This is a genomic window from Desulfoscipio sp. XC116 (genome assembly GCF_039851975.1).
In the GTDB taxonomy this organism is placed as follows: domain Bacteria; phylum Bacillota; class Desulfotomaculia; order Desulfotomaculales; family Desulfallaceae; genus Sporotomaculum.
Map to the genome: position 1 here is coordinate 3,819,542 of NZ_CP156660.1, position 22,503 is coordinate 3,842,044.

Consider the following 22,503-nt stretch of genomic DNA (forward strand, 5'->3'; position numbering starts at 1 on the left):
ATTCATATTAAATACAAATATTAATTATTTTGATATTGCGTCCTTAACATCGAAGAAAAAATTCCTTGTTTTTCTTTTAATTCCAAAGGTGTACCTACCTCTGCAATAGCGCCGTCCTTAATAACAACAATCTTATCCGCTCCTAAAACCGTTCTCATACGGTGCGCAATAATCAAAACGGTTTTGTTCTTGATAAGCTCACTGAGTGCGCTTTGAATTTTACTCTCATTTTCCGCGTCAAGAGATGCCGTAGCCTCATCCAGCAGGATAATAGGCGCGTCTTTTAGTATCGCTCTGGCTATTGAGATACGCTGTCTTTCACCTCCTGATAATCTTTCTCCGTTTTCTCCGATCAAGGTATTGTATCCTTGCGGAAGCTTTTTAACGAACTCGTCGCATTGGGCCAGTTGCGCCGCCTTGATTACTTCTTCATCCGGCGCATCTTTCTTGCCAAGACGGATATTATCCATAACACTTGAATTAAACAAGGTAACATCCTGAAAAACTATTGAAAAATTATGCAGAAGGGTTTCAGGATCAACCAAAGAGATATCTTCTCCGCCCAAGGTGACGACCCCTTTGTCTATATCCCAGAAGCGCGCGGACAACTTTACCACCGTGCTCTTTCCGCCGCCTGAAGGCCCTACAAGCGCGGTCACGTCGCCTTGCTTCGCGATAAAGCTTACATTCTTTAATGTCTGCACACCGTCTTGATATGAGAAGTCGACGTTTTTAAAATCGATATCGTAGTTTTGGGGATGAAACTCAGCTTTTCCCCCTTGTCTCGGCATCTCATCCATTTCTTTCATCCGGTTAATGCGTACTTTGAGAAACAGAAGCAGTGCCAAGTTGTTCATCGCTTCCATGATCGGATTATAAATACGTGCTGCAATGACAAGAAAAACAAGGTAAGTAAAGACATTTACGGAACCGGCTGCTAAAAGATAAGCGCCGATCAATATAACGCTTGGAAGCCCGAGCTTTAAGAATACATAAGACAGGTTGACAAATACGCCTATCAAAAGCTCTCCTTTAATCATAAACCTTTCGTAATTATCTAACTTCGAGTTTAAGGTATTGGAAAAGGCCTCTTCCCTGTTGTAGGATTTTATTTCATGGACCGATTCAAGCCCTTCTTGCATATTATCCGAGATATCTCTTTTGATATTATAGAGCTCCGCATGCATTCTGTTTTGAAGCTTTCTCGACAAATAAAAGACCAGGATTGCAACGGGAACTACCCAAAATACGGCAAGAGAGAGCATCCAGTTGTAAAAAAACATCATCACGCCTATGATCAAAACAGTCAATCCCGCTGCATAAAGTTGGGGAACTGAATGAGAAAATTGCTGTTCTATTTGTGTGGCATCGTCCATGATGGTTGCGCTCAAATCGGCAATATCCTTCTTGCCAAAGAACGCTAAAGGCAGCTTTCTTAGTGTTTCAGCCAGACTAATCCGTCTTCGGGCGCTTTCTTCATAAATTTTAGTGTAAGTCGAGTCGTATTGAAAATATGCGATAACTAACATCACTAGGAAAAACGCTACAGACATAATAACGTAGTAAAGCGTGCTATTTTCCGGGTTGTTCGAAGGGTTCAAAAGTAAACGCATGTATTCATCTAAGAATATAAAGCTAAGCACTACCGGGAGCATAAAACTAATGTCCATTATTACAGACCAAATAATTGAGCGTAAAAGGTCTTTGGCGCCTTTTTCAGACATGGCATATTTATTTTGAAAGTATTTAATCATTTTCTCCTCCTTCCTTCACAGTTTCTTTAGCGACTATTTTCCAGGCGACAGATTTCTGGTATTCATCCCACATAGCTTTGTATAAACCGCCTTTATTCAGCAAATCCTCGTGCGTTCCTGATTCCGCAATTTTCCCGTTTTCTATAACCAGAATTCTGCCAACATTTTGTACGCTTGTAAGACGATGCGCAATCATAAGCGTTGTCTTGCCGTGACTGAGCTTCTTAAGGGCTTTTTGAATTAAATGCTCATTTTCAGGGTCGGCAAAGGCAGTGGCTTCATCTAAAAGCACGATCGGAGCATTCTTTACAATGGCCCTGGCAAGCGCAATTCTTTGCTGTTCTCCCCCTGAAAGATAGGTCCCTTTAGAGCCTATTACCGTATCAAGTCCATCAGGAAGGTTTGCAATGATTTCTCTTGACTGCGAAAGATCAATTGCTTTATTTACTACTTCTTCTCCAATGTTTTCCTTTCCAAAAACGATATTTTCTCTTAATGAACCCTTAAACAGCTTTGTGCCTTGAAAAACGAAGGATATGTTTTCCATTAATTCTTTTTTAGGAATATCCTTGACATTTACTCCGCCAACTAATACTTCGCCCTCGTCTATATCCCAGAAGCGAGCGGCCAGCCGGGCTATGGTCGTTTTCCCGCCTCCCGAAGCTCCGACAAGGGCGATCGTTTCACCTTCGTTCAATTTAAAGCTGATTTGATCGATGGCGCGTTTGTCGCTGCCTTCATATGAGAATACGACATCCTTAAATTCCAGGCTGTGATTTCCAATTTTTTTTGTGTTTTCGCTATAGCTCATGACCGGATAATCTAGAAGGTTATCCAGTCTATCAATTGCTTGCTCGGCAATCATAGTATTTTGCTGAAAATACATCGATTTCATTAAAAGCACAGTAAAGATTGGAGATATAAGAATGTAAAAGATGAAGTCGGCCAGCACAAGGGTGAGATTTTCTTCTCTTCCGATTAAAAAGATAGCCATGGGAATTAAAAAGAAGGCGGCGGATTGCATAATTGCAGTGTAAAATGACATTGGTTTTCGCCAAAGAAGCGTATATGCGTAAACCATATCTTTATATTTGATTATGCTGTCGTAGAATCGTTTAAAAGAAAATATGGTTTGACCGAATGTTTTTACAACCGGAATACCGCGGATATATTCCACGGATTCGGAGCTCATTTCCTCCAACGAATCAAAATACATTTTTTGAAACTTTTTACCTTCAGCACTCACCATAAACTTCATTGTTATAAAACCCAAAATAATAGGGACAAGAGAAGCCAGACCCATTCTCCACTCTACAATAATAATCAACGCTATCAAAATAATGGGGGAAACGATGCTGCCTGCCATATCCGGAAGCTGGTGCGCTAAAAACGCATGCGTTGTTCCCGCTCCGTCGTTGACAATCTTTCGTATTTTTCCGCTGGAATGCCGATCAAAAAAACCAAGCGGCATAGATAGTATTTTTTCCATACCCGCTTTTTGCATTCCAACCTCTACGCGAAAGGCCGCCAGATGCGAACTCATAAGCGCGCAAAAGTAGACCACAATTCCTCCTATGGCACTGGCAAAGGCAAGCCACGCATAAAAGCCGACATTTGAAACATTAATCGCCTGCGTAGCCGATAATATTTCACGTGTTATGAACCATACAAGCACAAAAGGCACGATGTTAAGAACGGCGGAAACGCCCGACAAGACTAATGACAAAGGCAATAATACTTTTTTCTTGCCCATATAAGGCGTAAACCTTTTTAGAACAAAAACTTTTTTTGACATTCTGTTTATCCTCCTACATTGGACTTCGGTCATCAACTTGAAAACACAATATCGTATTTTCCGCTCTTTCTTCTACGCCAAAAGGGATTAGTTTTATGCCAAAAAGTATTTAAGGCATACAAATTAACATTTTTTCACTTGACTGGTAGACTATTATAATAACGATATGGATGATAATAGCTATCACCCATATTATCTGCGAGACAGTTACGCAATAACTAAGCGTAAACTAAAGATATATAGTTATTACGCCTCCTTCCTTCCCGTAATGCGCGAAGAAACCTGTCCGCCACCCCGATAACCGATTTTATCCAATAGATATTCCACCGTGCGAATGGAGAAATCGTCTGTAATATGACCGCCTTCCAACCGTATTGCTCGTTCACAACAGGAAAGTGCGCACTCGGCATCGTGGGTGATAACCAGAACGGTATGCCCTATCTGCGCCAGCTTTCGGATCGTACGGCTTACATTTCTCATATTGGCTCCATCCAGCCCGCTGGTAGGCTCATCCAGAATAATAATGGGGGCATCGTACATCAGAGCCACCCCCAAAGCCAGCCGCTGTTTCTGACCGCCGGAGAGTGTAAATGGATGCTGTTGTTCAAAAGCACTGAGCTCAAGCGTCTGCAGTATCGTCTTTGCACGGTCGATACGCTCTTGTTTTTCCGGCTCGCCGGTAGTCAGCTCATCCAGCAGGTTTTCACCAAAAAGCTGGCTGTCCAAGTCCTGCGGAATATACCACACTTTCCCCATTCGCTCCTTTGGCCTGTTCTTCCGCCCAAACAACAATACCTCGCCGGAACTTTCTTTCAGGAGACCGGCTAAAATCCGGCCGAAGGTACTTTTGCCGGTTCCGTTGGGACCGATAATCGCAACAATTTCACCCTTGTGACATGTAAAATCCAGTCCCCGTGCCACTACAGTATCTCCGAAGGATTTGCTAAGCTGCTTAGTCTCTATGACAACTTCCTCGGTCGATGCGGATTTTTTTGCTGTAAATTGCATCTGATAGATATCAGGAGTTCGAAGCCCGAGAATTTGGATTTCCTCACCGGTCAGCGCTTTCATCTGTTCTCTGGAGAATTCCCGGACAATCTCGCCATGCTGCACACAGAAAAAACGATCAGCAATATCCATCAGGTAATAGAGGCGGTGTTCCGCAATCACAATGGTTTTCCCTTGAGCTTTTAAGTCTCGGATAATATCGCCGAATCGATAAGTCGATTCAATATCCAGGTTAGCAGACGGCTCATCCATTACATAAATTTCCGGATCAATGGCCTGTGCGGAAGCAATAGCCACTTTCTGCCGCATCCCATATGACAACGCATGTAAGCTGTGGTCTAAAATATCTTCGATTTTGATATGTCGGGCCGCATGGAGAACATGATCACGGATTTCATCATGTGTATAACCGTAGTTCTCACATCCGAAAGCAATCTCCCCGGCTACCTCATTGGCAAAAAACTGACTTCTTGGGTCTTGAAATACGTTCCCCACAAATCTCCCCCGCTCCCATGAGGCTACTTCGCGTAAAGATTTGCCATCTATATCCACGTCCCCGCGCAACTCTCCCTCAAAGAAGTAGGGAATTAAACCATTGATGACACGGGTCAGGGAACTCTTACCACTGCCGGACGGCCCGGTTAACACGATTACTTCTCCGGCGTATATCTTCAAATTAATATTTCTAAGCTGATCTCCGTGCCCACTATAGGAAAACGACAAGTTACGAACCTCAATTTCTCTTCCCATTTTTTACCCCCTCACAACATGATGCAGCAGATAAGTGCTGCAGCGCTAAATAGCATTAAGAATGTGTCCAGCAGGTTGATGCGGCTTACATAATAGCTCTGCTTATCACAGGGACTTTCAATTCCTCGGACAATAGCAGAAGCAGACAATTCATCGGCAATCTTTAGAGAGCGGAACACCATGGGAACGATAGCGTATTCCAGCGTATTCAGGGGATGCCGCAGAACAGTTCCGAACGAGCGAAGAAAGCCTCTGACCCTCATGGCCTCTTTGACCTCACCGAACTCATGAACGACCGTAGGGGCAAAACGCAGCATGACCACCAGCACCAGCATGGCCTTTGTGGGCAACGGCAATTTCCGCAGACTGGCAGTAAGCTTGCCGGAGGGAATCCGAAACAGCAGATAAACTGGCATGGCCGGTAGAATCAGCTTATAGATTATGCTTAGCAAAAGCGGAGATGGAAAAGATATCCCATACTTTATTTCAGTGTACAATCCAAAGATGGCTGTCAAATAGACCAGGAAACAGCAAATTCCCTGCTTGACTAAACCAAAAAAGCAGAGAATTAGAAGCAGGCAAAAAGTAAAAATTGCATGGGCCAACAAATCTGTGGTTAAAAAGCTGACAAGGCAGGAGCAGACGGTCAAAAACAAGACCGTCCGTCCATCTACCCGTTCAATTTGTTTATGAGTCGCTCCAGCCCTGCTCATCCCACAATACCGGATTTTTTAAAATGCTTCCGCAGCAGTCTTTGACCGAACAACGTACCCAGAATAGTGAGGATTGCTGTAATGGCTGCACCCAACAGCATCAGAGCCGGGCTGGTAACCATAGAGATCTGCATGTTCAGTGTTTCTGCCGTAAATCCACTTTCCACAGCCATTGCCGAATAGCTGTCCCAGGCCCACCAGAGAGGAACTGCGCAGCCGACAAAGTTGCCCACACAGTTGATCGTCCAGCCAATCCTTGTGCGGATAGGATTGCGATATGTATCCTTGCCAATCATAGAGGCTTCTGCAAGTGCGCCTACCACAAGAAAATACGGGAGCAAGAACATATATCCCATAACACCTTGAATCAGCCCATAGATACCTGCCCACGCAAAAATCAGACCGTGTTTATTAACCCGATAGGAAGCAACTAAGAAAAAAATCGCACAAATAAAGCCATCAATACCAGCCGCGCCATAAAGATAGACAAGCGGAAAAGGAAGCGTGAAGGAGCCGACTACCATCATAATGCTAAAACAAATTACCATCATGGCGGCAATTGTCATAATATCTCGGATTCCAAATTTTTTCTTTTGATTTTGAACAGCGCTTTCCATATGGATCAATCCTCCCATAATGTGAAAATAAAATATGAACCGCATGAGTTAGAAGTGACTAACTCACATGGCTCATTATACAGTAGTTAATTATGTTTCTCTACTCCATTTCATAAAAGATAAATAAAAAAATAGCCCAAAAACTAAATGGACTTTTTCTGCGACCGATAAGCCCGCGGTAATATCCTAAAAACATCTTGAAATGCTCTGGCAAATTTACTTGCGTTGCTGTATCCCAAAGAGAGCGCGATCTGATTGATTGATTCGGAGCTCTCGCAGAGTTGGACCGCCGCACTGTTCATTTTATAGCGCTTTAGATAGGCATAGGGGCTGCGTCCATAGATTTGCTTGAAAATAGCTTGGAATGTAACTGTACTAATATGCTCTCCACGGAGCATTTTTTCCAATGGTATATTACTGCTTAAATCATCTAGCATTATCCGACGAACACGTTTCACGATATCAATATGTTCTCTGGAATAATAGGTGGCAGCTACCCTGTCCCCTTTCCAAAGTTTGCCGGCATGATACAGTAATTCCAGCGCCTTGATACGGAAGTATTCAACAGGCTCATTGCCTTTAGCCGCATAAAGCTCATTAAAAATATGGAGCATGGTAGACGGCGTTTTACAAATGTACCATTGTCTTTCTAAATCCAAGTCATATTCTAAAGCTGAAAGGTCAATCTGGTACGGAGCAAGCTGACTGATCGTCTCGTCTGTTAGGGCATCCCGATCAATGATTAAACTCAGGCCAGTGCAATACTCAAAAGGAAATGAGTATCGGGCCGGCATATTCATAAGCGCATTAATACAGAATTCATCCTGCTGAAGATGAAACACTTTTTGTCCGTCAAATTCAAATTCTATACGGCCTTCCTGATAATGACGAAGTTCCAGGATATTTCTCACTTCAGATGGCTCATCAAAAGTGTCGGCGCAATTGAAGTCCATAAAAATTAAGTTAATACCCGGAAACAGGGCATAATCATGTAGCATTCCCGTACCGTTGCATTGATAGGAGATGACAGAACATCCGAAGTGCTGTTTCAATAATTTGACCCCTTTACCATACCAATCTGGACAAAATCCTGTTTTGTTCAAGTAGATCACCCCCTACATAAAACTCGTAGTTTCGGGGCTGAAAGCCCAGGAACCGCAGCATTTTATCGTTAATGTACTCCCTTGCAATCAACAAAGATGTCACCAACTGTATGTATTTTAGATGGATCCTTCCTCAAAAACATGGCATAATAAATGCCGGTATCCGGTTTCCCCTTTAAAAGTGCCTTAACTGTGTATGCGGAATTATCTAACTGATATCACTGCTGTAAGCACTATGCACATCTGAGTTCACATTGCCTAGTATTCTTTTCTGAATTCTCCGAAGCGTATCAAGGCGGCTTGTTTTTCACGGTGCCCTCATGCTCCAGCCCGCCGATTGCTGCTGCAGGTTCCACAGCCGATTATACAACCTCTGTTTTGCCAGCAGGTTTTCATGCACCCCTTGCTCCGCTACCTTTCCGTTTTCCAAAACGATGATCTTGTCTACTCCTTTGACGGTTTTTAAGCGGTGGGCTTGGTATCACCTTCCTCTTTCACATTTAATACCTCCTAAACCTTGACCCCGATAATGATTTTCATTATCATATTATAATAATACTCCATTTTTACTCCGGTCTTCTATGCCAAAAAGAATTAGTTTTATGCCAAAAAGTATTTAGCAAAATAGTTTCATAGAAATCATGAGAAAGGAAGTACATGTATTGACTAAATCAAGAGCAGATAAAGAAGCAGCGTTTTGGGACAGATTTGCAAAGTATTATGACCGTTTTATGAGCCATATTTATCAAGGCCAATATAAAGACATATTGAAAATGATAGATGATGAACTTGGTAAGGATAAGATGGTTTTAGAAATTGGAACAGGCACCGGGAAAATTGCAATTGATATTTCCCCAAAGGCTAAAAAAGTTATAGCATGTGACCTATCCCCGCATATGATTAAATTGGCTGAAGAAAAAGCCCACGCAAAACAGATAAACAACATAGCCTTCTCAGTGCAGGATGCTTATTATCTTGACTTTCCCGACAATTCCTTTGATGTGGTTGTAGCCTGTAATATGCTGCATGTTGTCCAGCAACCGGGGAAAGTTCTATCCTCCATAAAAAGAGTATTAAAACAGGACGGGGTTGTTGTAGTCCCGACATATTGTCACGGACAAAATTTCTCAAGCCGCACGGTTTCAAAAACCATGGGTATCGTTGGTTTCAGGGCGTACAGCCGGTGGTCGGCAGATTCTTTGCAGGCTTTTTTAGAAGATCAGGGATACATTGTAATAAAAAATTTCTTATTAAAGTCAACACCGCCTCTGCTGTATATCGTTTGCAAAAAGATTTGATCATTTAATGGAGTTCAAGTGATACGTAATCATAATGCTAAAAGAGAAAAGACACTAATTTCTAATAATAATCATTCTCATGCTGATTATTTTTATTTTCTCTGCTCCTGTGCTTTTGCTGTTCAGCTCCGGTGCAAAGGTTCTGCAAATTGCTGAAAAAGCCCCGCTCAGCAACACAGCGGCGTTTTTTACCTTTGAATTCCAGTTTGCATACTCCACACTGTATCTGACATTAGCCAGGGCAATAGGCGGCGGATTTCTAAGCATCAGCCGTCAGGGTATATTCTTTATTGCCACTTATATTGATTAAGGGGTAATGCCATTTTCACTTTAACACTGCCGGATCAATCTCCGGACATTTCTCTACTCTGTAATACTTGAAGTCGCACATATCATCTCCATACGCAAGAGTCTTTGTGCGAATAAATTTCAATCCTCTGAGGTATTCCGCCGAGATATAATCGGTTGCGCACAATATTCGACAGATTTCGGGACATCCCTGTTTTTCGAGCCATAACAGTGCGCCGCACTGCACGCAGTTCTGTCCCATGAAAAAATCTTCAGCCGGGAAATTAAACAGCCAGCCGTGCGGTTCTTTTACGTCAAACTGTTTCGTGAACAATCTGATGATAAATTTAGGGAAACGGAACATGTTTCGCGATAAAAATTTCATCACGCCCGACGACTCGACCTCTTTTCTGAATTGATCGCATACGATATCCGCAAGCGCCGCATATGCCCTCTCACGATCAAAACCCATCTGTTTCTGAAGCGCACGGTACTGGGAAATCATAAAGGGTACCGCGTGAAAGAACATTGCATTTACCGATTTCTTATAAACCGGAAGATCAATCATGACCGATTCAAGTTCGGCAAGGGATGCAGCGTAAAACCGGGCATAACAGTCCCTTCCCACATGATGTATCGCGGTTTCACGTGTCCATTGCATATAGATCTTCCATGTGCCTACCAGTTTAGCCTCTTTTTTCACGCTCAACCTTCTCCCCTTCCCTCATATGTTTCGCAAATACCGAACCTGCAATCTCATTTTCACTCTCCCAATGGTATCTCTCCCTCGCCGATGTCCCAAAAACGGGGAATCAGTTAAGCAATGGTTGTCTTTCCCTCCCCCGAAGGTCCGACCGGGGCTGTAACGCTATTCCCCTTTGATTATCTATCTGCACACTGCTTCTCCGGGGATTTATAAGCGCTTTCACCAAATTGCGTCAAGTACTGTTGCGGGCAGTGACCATGCCGCATACATAGTCGGCAGAACAAGCAACGTCAAACACTGTAGCACCAAACAGACACCAATAATAGCTACGGCCATCGGCCTGAAGTATACGTTAAAAACCAACCTTTTTGTCGAGCTGATCTTTTCTTCATATGTGTATCCATCACCGGTAATAGCGTATATACAACCGAATACGTCATCAAAACAATCGTTGAAATAAGGTTCCACCACACCTTCCGGCAGACTTCCTTTAATATCGTTAACCATAGTTTACCGGCGTACTTTTTGAGGCTCGAAGCCTATTTAACGCTGCAAATTCTCTAATAATGAGAAAAATACTCAATATAATAGTAAGTAAATCTCCCAGCGGCATGGCAATCCAGGCCCCTGTCTCACCCATAAACTTTGGCAAAAGCAATACAATTGGAATAAAAAACAATACCTGTCTTCCCATAACCAATATGGCAGCTTTGCTGCCTTTCCCCAACGCCTGAAAAAAGACAATGCCTATGGCCATGAACCCATATAGAAGAAATATGCCCAGAAAAATTCTGAACCTGCCTATACCTAATTGAGCTAAAGATGCATCTGTTATAAACCAGCTTAAAATAAATTCAGGGAACAACATAAAGCCAAGCCATAACACACTTGCAATACCTGTAGCTATTCCGGTAAATGATAAGAATGCCGTCTTTACGCGGTCAAATCTTCCGGCTCCATAGTTTGCACCTATAATTGGCTGTACCCCTTGAGCGATACCCCATAGTGCTATAAACGCAAACATCATCACTCTATAAGAGGCGCCCATTATAATAACACTATTGCTTCCACCGTAATAAGACAATACCTTAAACATCAAAGACATCTGAATTGCAGGCATTATTTGCATTACCATCCCTGAAAATCCAACATTTAATATCTTGGGCATAATATCAAACGACATTTTAAAGCTCTGCTTTGATATTTTAATAACACTTTTGCCTGACTGAAAGTATGCAACATCTCCTATTACAACAAAAAATTGGGCAATGATTGTTGCTAATGCCGCACCTTCTATTCCCATTTCAAATACTTTGATAAGAATCGGAACTAAAATAATATTAATGAGCACGCCGGAAATAATAATTTTCATGGCCCTTTTCATTCGACCTTCACCACGAATTAGAAAGTTTAATGCAGGACCCAATGCTTCAAAGACAAAGCCTAAAGATATTATTTTTAAATACCTTGTCCCCAGATCCAATATTTCTCCCTCCGCGCCCATAAACTCGAGCATTGGACCTGCGAAATTATAAACTATGACGGTCAATAATATCGATAACGCCGAAGTGCCGATCAACACATTACCAAATAGCTTATTTATAGTTTTCTGATCTTTTTCGCCTATCGCTCTCGATAAAACCGACACCGCTCCCATAGCAAACAACATCGCACAAGCCATATTTAAAAGAGTTATATTATATGCCAAAACTATGGCGCCAACACCTTCCGCAGAGATAAGCTGACCAACAAATATGGCATCTACCATATTGTATAAGCCTACCGCCAGCATACCGACCATAGCCGGTATACCTAACTTCATAAAAAGTCTGCCCATGCTCATTTCCAGTAAATCTTTTCTGTTATCACTCATAATTTTATTTCCTCCATAAATTTTTCCGCTTGCATGCTTCCCTTCATTTGAAGCAAAGCATCATTAGCCATCCGGCTTCTTGCCTTTATGTGCTTTGGCAATTTTTTAAATTCACTCATTTATCCGCCCTTTTAATGACTGAAAATTAATGTTGATGTTGATGTTGATTTTCATTATCACATGATAGGAAAATAATATCTTATTTTTATGTCTTTCTTCTACGCCAAAAAGGATAAGTTTTATGCCAAAAAGTGTTTTAGGAACAGGGAAGCCATTTCTTCACTGTTCCTAAACGGTTGCGGATCAGATATTTGAATTCTTAAATATTCCGGACGACCGCTCCTTGATTTCGTCTTTCAGTACCTGAGCCGCACAATTAACCTCACAACAGTTAACCCGTTCAGCTAAAAGCTGAACATCAGGGCTTCAATTGGGGATTCCACACTACTTGAAGTAAAAATAGGAAGGGAGTGCCGCAAAACTACTTTCTTAGAGTAGTGAGCGGCGCTCCCTTTCCCAGATGCAGCCAATTATTCCGGTAATAATCCGGTATCTTTAAAAAGGCTGTCGCACTATGAACTATTTAGTCCGTTGTGCAACAAGCCCCGTCTTGGAATTTGATAAAGCATTATTAATTTTTAGTGCATTTCGATGGATTAACACCATATTTCTTTCTGAACTTTTCCGCAAAGTGGCTGGCATCGCTATAACCTACCAGCAATGCCGCTTCGGTAACCCTAAGCTTTTTATCTTCCATCAAGAAACGTGCCATCCCCAACCTTTTATCAATTATATAGGCATGAACAGGCACGCCAAACAATTTCTTAAAGCCTGTTTTTAGCTTGTATTCATTAATATGTACCAACCTGGCGAGCTTTCCTATCGTCGGTGGAGATGCAATATTTTCATCAAGAATTTTTCTGGCTTTATGAAGCGACTCCCTATCAGATGAAGAAAGTTTGGCTGAGGGATAATGCGATCCGCTTTCCAAGATTAACTCATTCATATAAACAGCAATCAGCTCTAATACTTTCCCTTCAAGGTAAATTCTCCTTATATGATCCCGGTAAGGACAATTAGCAATATCATTCAAAATCAACTTGACAGCCGGCGAAAATTTTCTCTTGTAAAAAGCACCGTTTCCATAAGATTGTCCGATACGGGAGTATCTTTTACCCATATGGTGAATAAAACTTGCTATTATTTCCGAGTCTAAATGTACTGTAAGCCCGTAAAACCGCTGTCCCGGATTATAGCTGCATATACTATTCCCCTTGTTGCCGTGGAAAATATAATTTTCCCCGCATTCTATCTCATATTCCTTTTTATTCCCTTCTAGTCTCCACCGGAACGCTTCTCCCAGACAAAAAGCAAGGCAATACTCGGGATTGCTTGGCCCTCCCCCCATCGTCATACCTTCAGAAAACGTCGCATCGGCTATAAATACTTCCATTGAGGGTTTAAGGATAATTCTTCGATAATAGCCTTTTCCGGCTTCTTCAGGTATTTTCATCTCTTTCTGAAACAAATTTGCTTTGTAAATACTATTTAACATAGTACATACAGGGCAATTGCTGTTTTTAGGATTATATACCTTATATTTTTGAACCGCATTCTCCATCATCATTACCCTTTCGGTGAAGATAAAATAATGATAATAATAATCATTCTCATTTTATGATATATCACCATACCTTATTAGTCAAATAAAATTTGTAGACTATTGTATGGTTCTATGCGGCAGAATGAATTAGCAACCGCAAGTATGATACGGCATTATCTATTTTAAAACCCAAGCTATCCTGTTAATAATTAAACTAAAAGGGGACATCTCTAAATAAATGGAGATGTCCCCTTTTAACCATTTTCATTCCCATATTATACCACACAGCTAATTAGTCAAGTAAACACTTCACCATTTTTCACATAAGTCATAATAAATATGTTGGTGCATTGTCAGCAGCCGGTTACACCGAATAATCTTAATACATAATTGTGATCTGTTTAGTCGCAGCGTCGTAGTCTACATTGGTGCCCAAGGTTTCGCTAACGAACCTTAGCGGCACAAAGGTACGTCCGGACGCCAACACCGCCGGAGCACTGTCGATGGACTTCGCCTGCCCGTCAATGAGCACTTTCGCAGAGCCGAGGGTCAGAACGATTTCCCTGTCGCCGTCTTTGATGGTAACCTGCTGTGTCTCAGGGTTCCAGTCTGTCTGTGCCCCCAAAGCCTCGCTGACAAACCTGATGGGTACAAGCGTCCGTCCCGCCTTGGTATCTACGCAAGGCGCGGCATCCAAAGTGTACGTGTTTCCCCCTACAGTTGCCGTTGTCTGTCCGATGGTCAGAATGATAACTTTTTTCTCCTTTGCTTTATTCTCTTCCATTTTCTTTTCTTCCTCGCTAAAAACGGCAAACTTCGTCAGATGATTGACTTGCGTTACAGCATACCACTTTCCATCCGTGCCCTGCTCGACGATCGTGGGCAGGTTCACCCATTTACCCGCCTCCTCGTCGTAATAGCGAATAACCGGTTGCTCACCTGCGGCTATCTTGGCCTGATCGTAGGCAATGCAAATAGTGACTGTCTTGCCGCCAAAGTCGCACCGGCCCGAAGTCGCGACTTCATAGATATCGCTCCCAAGCTTAACCCGCAAACCCTCGGAAACCAGTTTTTTTAAGTCGGCGGAACTCAGCTTTTCCACGCTGATTACGGCATCCCCGGGGAGTACCCCGGCCGCTATTTTCACCGTAGTCTGACCGTAAGTAACAGAACCACCGGTTGCAGCTTTAATGTTCTTACTTCTGCCGGTCACGGACGACGCCGACGATGCCCCGCCGCTGCTGCTGCCGCCACCTCCGCCGGATGGGTTAATCGTCTTCACAGTAAACACCTGCTCCGGACTGTCCCAGCGCAACTTTTCCACCAGCTGAGCACGTTTAGCCTGGAACTTCTGTTTTTCCTCCGCCGTGGCTGTTCCGTCTTTCACTTTTTTCTTCAGTTCAAAAAAATTCTCCGGATATACTTCCGGTTTAACGGTTATATTGACGGCCTTCCTACTGTGCTGATCCGTTACCTTAAAATTATAAAACAGGTTATTTTGTTCCCGCTGTTCCAGTGTAAAATTAGCAGTACCCACAATCGTTCCCAATGCTTCTTCTACTCCATCCGAGTAAGGACCTTCAACATAAATCCGATCCTGCTCCGGTATTGCACCGGGCCATAGCTCAGTTAAAGCCGCCTGCATGGCGCGGAAAGCAAAAGATCCACAAACACAAACCACCCCGTCTTCTTCTACGCCAACATCTGAATATGCAATCGTGCGCGTATTACCGTTTTGTTTAACCTGCAGGGAACCCAGCACAACATCATTAGCGCGGGCTGCAATTAAGTGAGAAATATTATCGTGCGGTAATAAAGAACGCTGTCCCGCTGCGGGGTATACATATTCCAGACCTTCCAGTACCGATGGGATCTTATTGTTGGTAAAAGCACCTTCAGAAAGCATAACCGGCACAATGATTACAGAAGCGTCGGGGTGAGCCGCTTGCTGCGCCATTACCACCGATCGAAGCCCCGGTTCGCCAACAGCGGCAAAACCATAGTCTACTTCCCAAAAACCATGTTCTTTTTGAAGTTTTTGCCCCAGCGAAGCCAGGTTATATTTCCAGACCGCCAGATCCTGAGCTGATGAAGTTCCGTGCGCGACCAGCACAACCACTTCTTGATCGGCTTGCCGGCTAACGGAAGCAATGCGATCATTTAAAATTCCGGCCACCAAAAGGTGCTCGTCCAACGCAGAGGTTAGCTCAATGTCAGCACTGCACTGAACCGGCTCCAATCCCTCCTCAGCCGCCTCCTCGGCAGTGATGGAACTGGGTAATCCCAGCATGAACTTAATTTCTTCTATATGACCCGAGGCTGAAGCAACAAAAATTGGTACGGCTATAATGCGTTTCACACCCTGTGCTTCCAGTTTCCGGACAGCAGTGGAAATATCTTCACCCGGAACAGGTTCCAGGAAACCATACTCTACCGGGAAAGGACCGCGTATGTTCTTAACCGCATCGCGTACCGGCTGGTTCCAATCGTCATCGGATGAGCCATGAGCCAGGACCAAAATACCGGTACTGTTTATCTGAGCCGTTTCAAGAGTGAACAGCTGATCCGGACTGCCCCAGCGCACTTTTTCCACCAACTGGGCACGCTTGGCTTGAAACTCCCGCATTTCCTCCGCCGTGGCTGTTCCGTCTTTCACTTTTTTCTTCAGTTCAAAAAAGTTTTCCGGATAAACTTCCGGTTTGACGGTAATATTGACAGCTTGTCCACTAAGCTTATCCGTCACTTTAAAATTATAAAACAGGTTGCTGTGTTCCCGCTGTTCCAGAGTAAAATTGCCGGTACCCGCAATTGTTTCCAATGCATCTTCCACTCCGTGCGAGTAAGGACCTTCAACGTAAATCCGGTCCCGCTCCGGTATTTCGCCGGGCCATAGCTCAGCTAGAGCCACCTGCATAGCACGAAAGGCAAAGGATCCACAAATACAAATTTTCCCATCCGGCTCAACCGCCACATCGGTATAGTTAATTCGGGAAATTTCGCCCCCCGTTTTAATCTCCAAAGGCGGCAGAACCACGTCATTCACTCTTAGCTCAATAAAGCGGGCAATATTGGAGTGCGGCAGCAAAGCTCTGTTGCCGGCCCCGGGATAGCGGTAATCCAATCCATTTAACAAATTATGGGGTATTACCGTGTCGGTAAAGTACCCTTCACTCAGCATCACCGGTACCACCAGCACGTCCCCCTGATAAACGGCTTCATAGACAGAATCGCGCACCGTGGGCTCACCCATAAGTGCAAAGCCGTAGCCGGCATCCTTCAGACCAAGTAAATCTTTCAAGTAGCCGGCCAAAGATGCAAAGGTTTCCCGCGATTTATGCCGGCCTTCCTCGGTATCCGAACCGTGCCCCACCAGCACGGCTACTTCATTGCCCGGATTCTCGCTGATGGTCTCTAACCGGTCAGCCAAGATTCCCGCCACCATTACATTGTCATCCATAGCCGGAGTGAGCACGATCTCAACCTCGGTGTCCACCGGCGTCAGTTCCTCTTCTTCAGTGTCACCCCCGCCTCCGCCGGGATGCCCTCCGGCGGATTCCTCCGCTTCCGGCAGGTCAGGTCTTAAACCCAACACATATTTTATTTCCTCGATGTGGTTGGAATAAGAAGAAATAAACAAAGGCACAGCAATAATTCTATCAACACCCCGTGCTTCTAAAGCTGCCACTGCGTCATGAATATTTGGCTCGGCGAACTCCAAGAAACCCAATTCCACGGGATAAGACAGACTCACCTCTTCCACCGCCTGCTGTACGTCGTCGTTCCAGAAAGTTTCGTCGGAGCCGTGAGCCACCACCAGAACCCCAATGTTTTCTTCCGCAGCACCGCAAAACGGGACAACAGAAAGTACGGCCATAAACAGCAGCAAGACCACCGCCAGCCCTTTGACACCGGACCTAAACATTCTACTCATCCTTTCAGCTGATTAATCAATCATTATGCGCTTTCTCCTCATTCTCTAACCGAAGTAGAAAATGAGAAAACTATACTAATCAATTATCTGACGAATCATTCATGTCATCATCGCGTTCTATTATTTCCAGGCCGACATTTTCCAAAATTTCATTGATCAGTTCCCTGGTCACCTAAATCCTCCTTTCAATAAATTAAAACATAAATAATAAACGATAATGAAATTCATTATCGTTTACATACTATTAAAATATCCAGACTTTAACTATTTGTCAAGGACTTTTAAATGTAATATATAAAATTCTTAAAAATTTACATAAAACACAAACAAACCATCTTTTCTTAATGCTATCGCAAGATGATAATAGCATTGTTTTACAGAACACATTCGGCTTGGTACTTCCGGCTAATACTCATTTCACTTAGTTGATCCCGAATATTTGACTTGGTCATTTTGCCGTAATCATGTTCTTGCGCAGACCAACGGAGCAAGGCCAGCACAAAATAAGTCAGCCGGCATTCTTTTTTTCTTTAAACAGTTGCATAGCCGACGTATTCCGCCGGGTCCCTATTCGTATTGTTTTCCCTGAACACATTGAAGCGCGATAGTTCGTAATAGTGGTAAAACAGGTCCCTGGCGTTCAGTATGCCCACAAATTTATTCCCCTCTTTTACTGGCAGGTAATTAATGCCGTGACCGGCAAACAGCTGGGCCGCTTCAGATACGCTGCAGTTGTATTCCATGACCACTTTTTGCAGGGGTCGCATGATTTCCCGCACTTTGATGCCGCCCTGCCTGTTGTGCAATTCTTTGATGTAGTACCAACTAAAACATTCTGATTTAAAGTAAGGATCAGCGGCTAATAGTTTCAAATGTACGGCCTGCAGGATATTTTTAAGGGTCAGGATACCGAGGGGATCGGTTTTTTCTCCGTAGACCACCGCCATGCGGTGACCACGCCAGGCGTTGTTGCCGTCTTTTCCGTGCAGGGATTCTTTCAGCACGGCCAGGGCGTGGTAGACACCGGCATTTTCACTTAACGACGGACATTGGCTCAGAGGAACCATGAATGCCCCGGCAGCTTGCTTTATAGCCATTACTAACACCCTCCCCGTGGATACTAAGATAATAAGTCTTCTATAAACCATAACAAGTCGATTACCCGCACAACCCCCACAGCTTTATCGCCGTCAAGCACCATAATGGAATTAGCGCTGTTTTTCATGATTTTTTCCACGACCTTAATCAAGTCTTCGTTAACGTTAATCATCCTGCCCTCCACGGACTGCACGATACTTTTAACTTTAAGTTCCGTATGGTTTAGCCGGGGATTGGAAAATAAAATGTCCATCAGCTTGTTGACGTTTTCCCCGTTGCTTAATCCGATGGCCTTTAAAAAGGAGCGCAGGGTTATATAACCAACTATTTCTTTTTGCCGGTCCTCAACCAGGAGCAATTCATAACCAGTCCAGGTGCCATCCCGGTTGCGATAATTTTCCACCAGTGCGCGGGCCGCTGAATAAACGGAGGTATCTTCCGGGATTACCGGATATTCTCCGATAGGGACCATGATCCCCGCAATATTAACTTTCATTTTATATTGCCCCCAATAAAAAGTTTCGGGGTCCATGGAACTGTATAGAAGCAAATTAAATACCAGAAAGATTCGGCTTTTCAAAGCCTCCCACTCCTGCTTTCAGATAACGCAACCCGGCGGGTGGGTAATTTTTGCCCATTGAGTGGGAAAAAAGATCCCACCAGACGAACCTGAACTGATATAATTAATATGACAAGTCAACCTGAAAACAGGAAGAAGGTCTGCCGATGCGGTTAATGCCGGTACGATTTACCCTGCTGCCAAGGATCAGGATCAGGTATGAAGGGTTTACCAATCAATTACTGATCCTGGTGGCCATTTTGCTGATGATCCCCATTTTGCTTTCTGTTTACCTTTTTCACATGGTGCACTCCACCGAACTTGGGATGATCAGGAACCACCGCGAAAACCTGGAAGAGGCCATGAATTATCTTGATGACAGTCTGAACAGCTCCTTTGCGAATATCCTGTCGTCAAAAGAAGTCCGGGGCTTACCCCGGCGGGATCAGGAAAACTATTTAAACCAGGCGCTGAGCCCCATCGTGGAAAGAGCCAGGAACAAATATCCCGGCGTTGACCTCGGTTTTTACTCGGTGGATTTCGACGTGATTCTGGACGGGAACAACGAGCATTTGCACGAAAACTTTTCTACCCGCCGGAAGCGCTACTTTGATGATGCCTTGCAAAACAACCAGATGATCTATGAAGTGCTGGGCCAATCGGGTACCGGGCAGTTGGAAACCTACCAGCCGCTGGTCAGGGACGGAAAAATCATCGGCTTGGTGTGGGCCAACGAAAACATCAAGGGAATTTACAAAACCGTGGATGATATCCAGCGGGTGGTCTATGGTATTATCTTTATCGGCGCCCTCCTGGGTTTCGGAGGCGCTTTCAGCCTGGTCAACAAGTTTGCCCGTAACGTCAATGATATCAAAAAAGGGCTGGGAGTTATGGGCAGCGACCCCGCCTTTATCCTGCCCGAGGCTACGGGTGAGCTGGGTCAGATCACCGAAGCCATTAACGAGATGTACAAGAAATTGATTAACGTTGAAAAATACAACGACCTCATTTTAACCAGTATTGACGACGGGATTATCACCATCGACAACAATGAAAAAATTATCAGTATTAACTCGGCGGCCGGCCGCATGTTAAACCTGGATGAATACTGCATTGATAAAACCATCGGCGAGGTGCTGCCCGGCAGCCCGTTTACCCATTACCTGAAAAATACTTTAAAAGGAAGGCCGGTGAAGGACCTTAACGCGGTGGATATTGTCCCCGGTAGTTCCAGGCACCTGCTGATCAACACTTCACAAATGTACAACGTCAGGCAGGAACTGGTGGGCGCGCTGCTTCATTTCCGTGATATCACCGAAATAGTCCGTTTGCAGGAAAGCTTTAACCGGCAGGAAAGGCTGGCCGCCCTGGGTAAACTGGTGGCCGGGGTGGCTCATGAAATAAGAAGTCCGCTTACCTCCATCACCGGTTATTTGCAATTTTGGAACCGGGGCCATGCCCCGTCGGCCAAATCGCTTAATATTGTGAACCGGGAATTGTACCGCCTCTCCTCGCTGACCGATCAGCTGCTGGAGTTTGCCCGGCCCTCCAAGGCGGTTTTCGTGGAATACGACTTGAACAGTCTGGTCAACCGGTTGGTGCAGTTTTTTAGCGACGCGTACAGCGGCAAGCTTGAAATATTATGCCGCCCGGATGAAAATCTGCCGCCGGCCTTGCTGGATCCGCACCAGATTGAACAGGTCTTAACCAATATATTATACAACTCTTACCAGGTTATGGAGGGCCGGGGCAGGTTGGAGATATCCACCTGGCTGGACGATAAAACCGGCATGCTGGGAGTAGCCGTACGCGATCACGGAAGCGGTATTCCCGAAGCAGTCATTCCGCATATATTTGAACCCTTTTTTACAACCAAGTCCAAAGGTACGGGGCTTGGCTTGGCTATCGCCCATGAAATCATGGAAGCGCATAACGGTAAAATACAGGTGGAAAGCAGGGTCAACGAAGGAACCACTGTGACGCTGTACTTACCACAAGCCGGAAGAGGTGATACGGATGTCAAAAGTATTGATCGTTGACGATGAAGAGGGCGTATGTGAATTGCTCCGCGACGTGCTGGAAGATGCCGGTTTTGAAGCCTGGATTGCGTCAAACGCCCGGGAAGCGCGGGAAATATTGCAGGCCAAAACCCCGGATACCATTTTGCTGGATATCAGGCTGCCGGACGCCGACGGTATTCAGTTGATTGAGGAGTTCAACAGCATGGGCATTCAGGTGCCGGTGATTTTAATGACTGCCTTCGGTACCACGGAGACGGCTATCCAGGCTATGAAGCAGGGCGCCCACGACTACCTGAACAAGCCTCTTAACCTGGACGAGTTGCTCCTGGCGGTACAAAAGGCGGTTAAAATGCAGGAGCTTTTTTCCGAAGTGGCCACCCTCAGGGAGGAACTGGACATTGAAGAGAATTCTGTAGATAGCCTGATCGGCCAATCCAAGCACATGCAGGATGTTTGCAAAATCATCGGCAAGGTGGCGGACAGCGATATTACGGTATTGATCCAGGGGGAAAGCGGAACAGGCAAGGAATTGGTGGCCCGGTCCATTCACAGCAATGGTCGCCGTCACCAGCGGCCTTTCATCAAAATCAATTGCGGCAGTATCCCGGAATACTTGATGGAGAGTGAGCTGTTCGGTCATGAGAAGGGTGCTTTTACGGGCGCCATCTACCAGAAACCGGGTAAATTTGAATTGGCCCACAGCGGAACGGTTTTTTTGGACGAGATTGGTGAATTGCCGCTGCACACTCAGGTTAAGCTGCTGCGCGTACTGCAGGAAAAGGAGTTCGAGCGGGTGGGCGGTACCAAATGCATCAAGGTTGACGTACGCATCCTCACCGCTACCAACCGTAATCTCAAGCAACTGGTGGATGAAGGTAAATTTCGCGAAGATCTCTACTACCGGGTCAATGTAGTGAACATCAAAGTACCGCCTTTGCGAGAACGGAAAGAGGACATACCAAGGCTGGTGAATTATTTCCTAAATAAGGCGGCCCGTAAGTTTAACAAAGAAATTTCCGGCATTACCCATGAGGCGATAACGGTTTTATGCAATTATCACTGGCCCGGAAACGTCCGCGAACTGAAAAATATTTGTGAGCAAGGCGTGGTGATGAGCCGCGGGACGGCCATATTGTTGGAAGACCTGCCCCTGCCCGGTGACGGGAAGCTGTCTTTGAACGGCGCCGGAGAGCAGATCGGCATTAATATCCGCGGCGGCAAAACGTTGAAAGAAGTGGTTGCCGATGTGGAAAAGCAAGTGATCCTCAAGGCACTGAACGAAAATAACTGGAACAGGCAGGATACAGCCAGAATGCTGGGTTTGAACCGCCGGTCCCTGTATGCCAAAATGAAGGAATATGACTTAATTGATGGGTAAATAGTGCC

Annotated in this window: 16 protein-coding genes; 3 read left to right on the forward strand and 13 right to left on the reverse strand. The window is 44.6% G+C overall.

Annotated features, from left to right (window positions below; genetic code table 11):
• Window positions 1–20: 20 nt before the first annotated feature.
• The 6 genes from ABDB91_RS17935 to ABDB91_RS17960 form a co-directional block, all read right to left on the reverse strand.
• On the reverse strand, window positions 21–1,754 hold the full coding sequence (locus tag ABDB91_RS17935; RefSeq protein WP_347489067.1) for an ABC transporter ATP-binding protein: 1,734 nt from the start codon (window positions 1,752–1,754) through the stop codon (window positions 21–23).
• The gene (locus tag ABDB91_RS17940) at window positions 1,747–3,549 is read right to left on the reverse strand and encodes an ABC transporter ATP-binding protein (RefSeq protein WP_347489068.1); all 1,803 of its coding nucleotides are present in this window, start codon (window positions 3,547–3,549) and stop codon (window positions 1,747–1,749) included. The genes ABDB91_RS17935 and ABDB91_RS17940 overlap by 8 nt, the downstream gene beginning before the upstream one ends.
• A 246-nt stretch (window positions 3,550–3,795) precedes the next feature.
• On the reverse strand, window positions 3,796–5,307 hold the full coding sequence (locus tag ABDB91_RS17945) for an ABC transporter ATP-binding protein (protein ID WP_347489069.1): 1,512 nt from the start codon (window positions 5,305–5,307) through the stop codon (window positions 3,796–3,798).
• Between the two features lie 11 nt (window positions 5,308–5,318).
• Entirely contained in the window at window positions 5,319–6,020 is a 702-nt protein-coding gene (locus tag ABDB91_RS17950; protein ID WP_347489071.1) for an energy-coupling factor transporter transmembrane component T, read from the reverse strand.
• Entirely contained in the window at window positions 6,017–6,637 is a 621-nt protein-coding gene (locus ABDB91_RS17955; protein WP_347489072.1) for an MptD family putative ECF transporter S component, read from the reverse strand. The genes ABDB91_RS17950 and ABDB91_RS17955 overlap by 4 nt, the downstream gene beginning before the upstream one ends.
• 143 nt (window positions 6,638–6,780) lie before the next feature.
• Window positions 6,781–7,740, reverse strand: coding sequence for an AraC family transcriptional regulator (locus ABDB91_RS17960; protein ID WP_347489073.1), 960 nt, complete (start codon window positions 7,738–7,740; stop codon window positions 6,781–6,783).
• 662 nt (window positions 7,741–8,402) lie between these two features.
• Between ABDB91_RS17960 and ABDB91_RS17965 the strand changes: the two genes are divergently transcribed.
• Window positions 8,403–9,038, forward strand: coding sequence for a class I SAM-dependent methyltransferase (locus ABDB91_RS17965; protein ID WP_347489074.1), 636 nt, complete (start codon window positions 8,403–8,405; stop codon window positions 9,036–9,038).
• Between the two features lie 325 nt (window positions 9,039–9,363).
• Here the strand turns inward: ABDB91_RS17965 and ABDB91_RS17970 are convergent, their stop codons facing one another.
• The 7 genes from ABDB91_RS17970 to ABDB91_RS18000 form a co-directional block, all read right to left on the reverse strand.
• On the reverse strand, window positions 9,364–10,029 hold the full coding sequence (locus ABDB91_RS17970) for an L-2-amino-thiazoline-4-carboxylic acid hydrolase (protein ID WP_347489075.1): 666 nt from the start codon (window positions 10,027–10,029) through the stop codon (window positions 9,364–9,366).
• 222 nt (window positions 10,030–10,251) lie between these two features.
• Window positions 10,252–10,539, reverse strand: a complete 288-nt coding sequence (locus ABDB91_RS17975; RefSeq protein WP_347489076.1) for a hypothetical protein — start codon at window positions 10,537–10,539, stop codon at window positions 10,252–10,254.
• On the reverse strand, window positions 10,532–11,905 hold the full coding sequence (locus ABDB91_RS17980) for an MATE family efflux transporter (protein ID WP_347489077.1): 1,374 nt from the start codon (window positions 11,903–11,905) through the stop codon (window positions 10,532–10,534). Before ABDB91_RS17980 ends, ABDB91_RS17975 begins: the two co-directional genes overlap by 8 nt.
• A 631-nt stretch (window positions 11,906–12,536) precedes the next feature.
• Window positions 12,537–13,532 carry an AraC family transcriptional regulator gene (locus ABDB91_RS17985; RefSeq protein WP_347489078.1) on the reverse strand — a complete coding sequence of 332 codons (996 nt, stop codon included), beginning with the start codon at window positions 13,530–13,532 and terminating at the stop codon, window positions 12,537–12,539.
• A 355-nt stretch (window positions 13,533–13,887) separates the two neighbouring features.
• Window positions 13,888–17,430 carry a CbiX/SirB N-terminal domain-containing protein gene (locus ABDB91_RS17990; RefSeq protein ID WP_347489080.1) on the reverse strand — a complete coding sequence of 1,181 codons (3,543 nt, stop codon included), beginning with the start codon at window positions 17,428–17,430 and terminating at the stop codon, window positions 13,888–13,890.
• A 539-nt stretch (window positions 17,431–17,969) separates the two neighbouring features.
• Window positions 17,970–18,536: a CBS domain-containing protein gene (locus tag ABDB91_RS17995; RefSeq protein WP_347489082.1), complete on the reverse strand. Its 567-nt coding sequence runs from the start codon at window positions 18,534–18,536 to the stop codon at window positions 17,970–17,972.
• Window positions 18,537–18,559: 23 nt separating this feature from the next.
• A complete protein-coding gene (locus tag ABDB91_RS18000) occupies window positions 18,560–19,033 on the reverse strand; it encodes a CBS domain-containing protein (protein WP_347489083.1) in 474 nt (157 codons plus the stop codon).
• Window positions 19,034–19,263: 230 nt separating this feature from the next.
• On the opposite strand from ABDB91_RS18000, the gene atoS reads away from it, so the two are divergent.
• Entirely contained in the window at window positions 19,264–21,135 is a 1,872-nt protein-coding gene (gene atoS / locus ABDB91_RS18005) for a two-component system sensor histidine kinase AtoS (RefSeq protein WP_347489084.1), read from the forward strand.
• Entirely contained in the window at window positions 21,113–22,495 is a 1,383-nt protein-coding gene (locus ABDB91_RS18010; RefSeq protein ID WP_347489085.1) for a sigma-54 dependent transcriptional regulator, read from the forward strand. The genes atoS and ABDB91_RS18010 overlap by 23 nt, the downstream gene beginning before the upstream one ends.
• The last annotated feature ends 8 nt before the right edge of the window (window positions 22,496–22,503 follow it).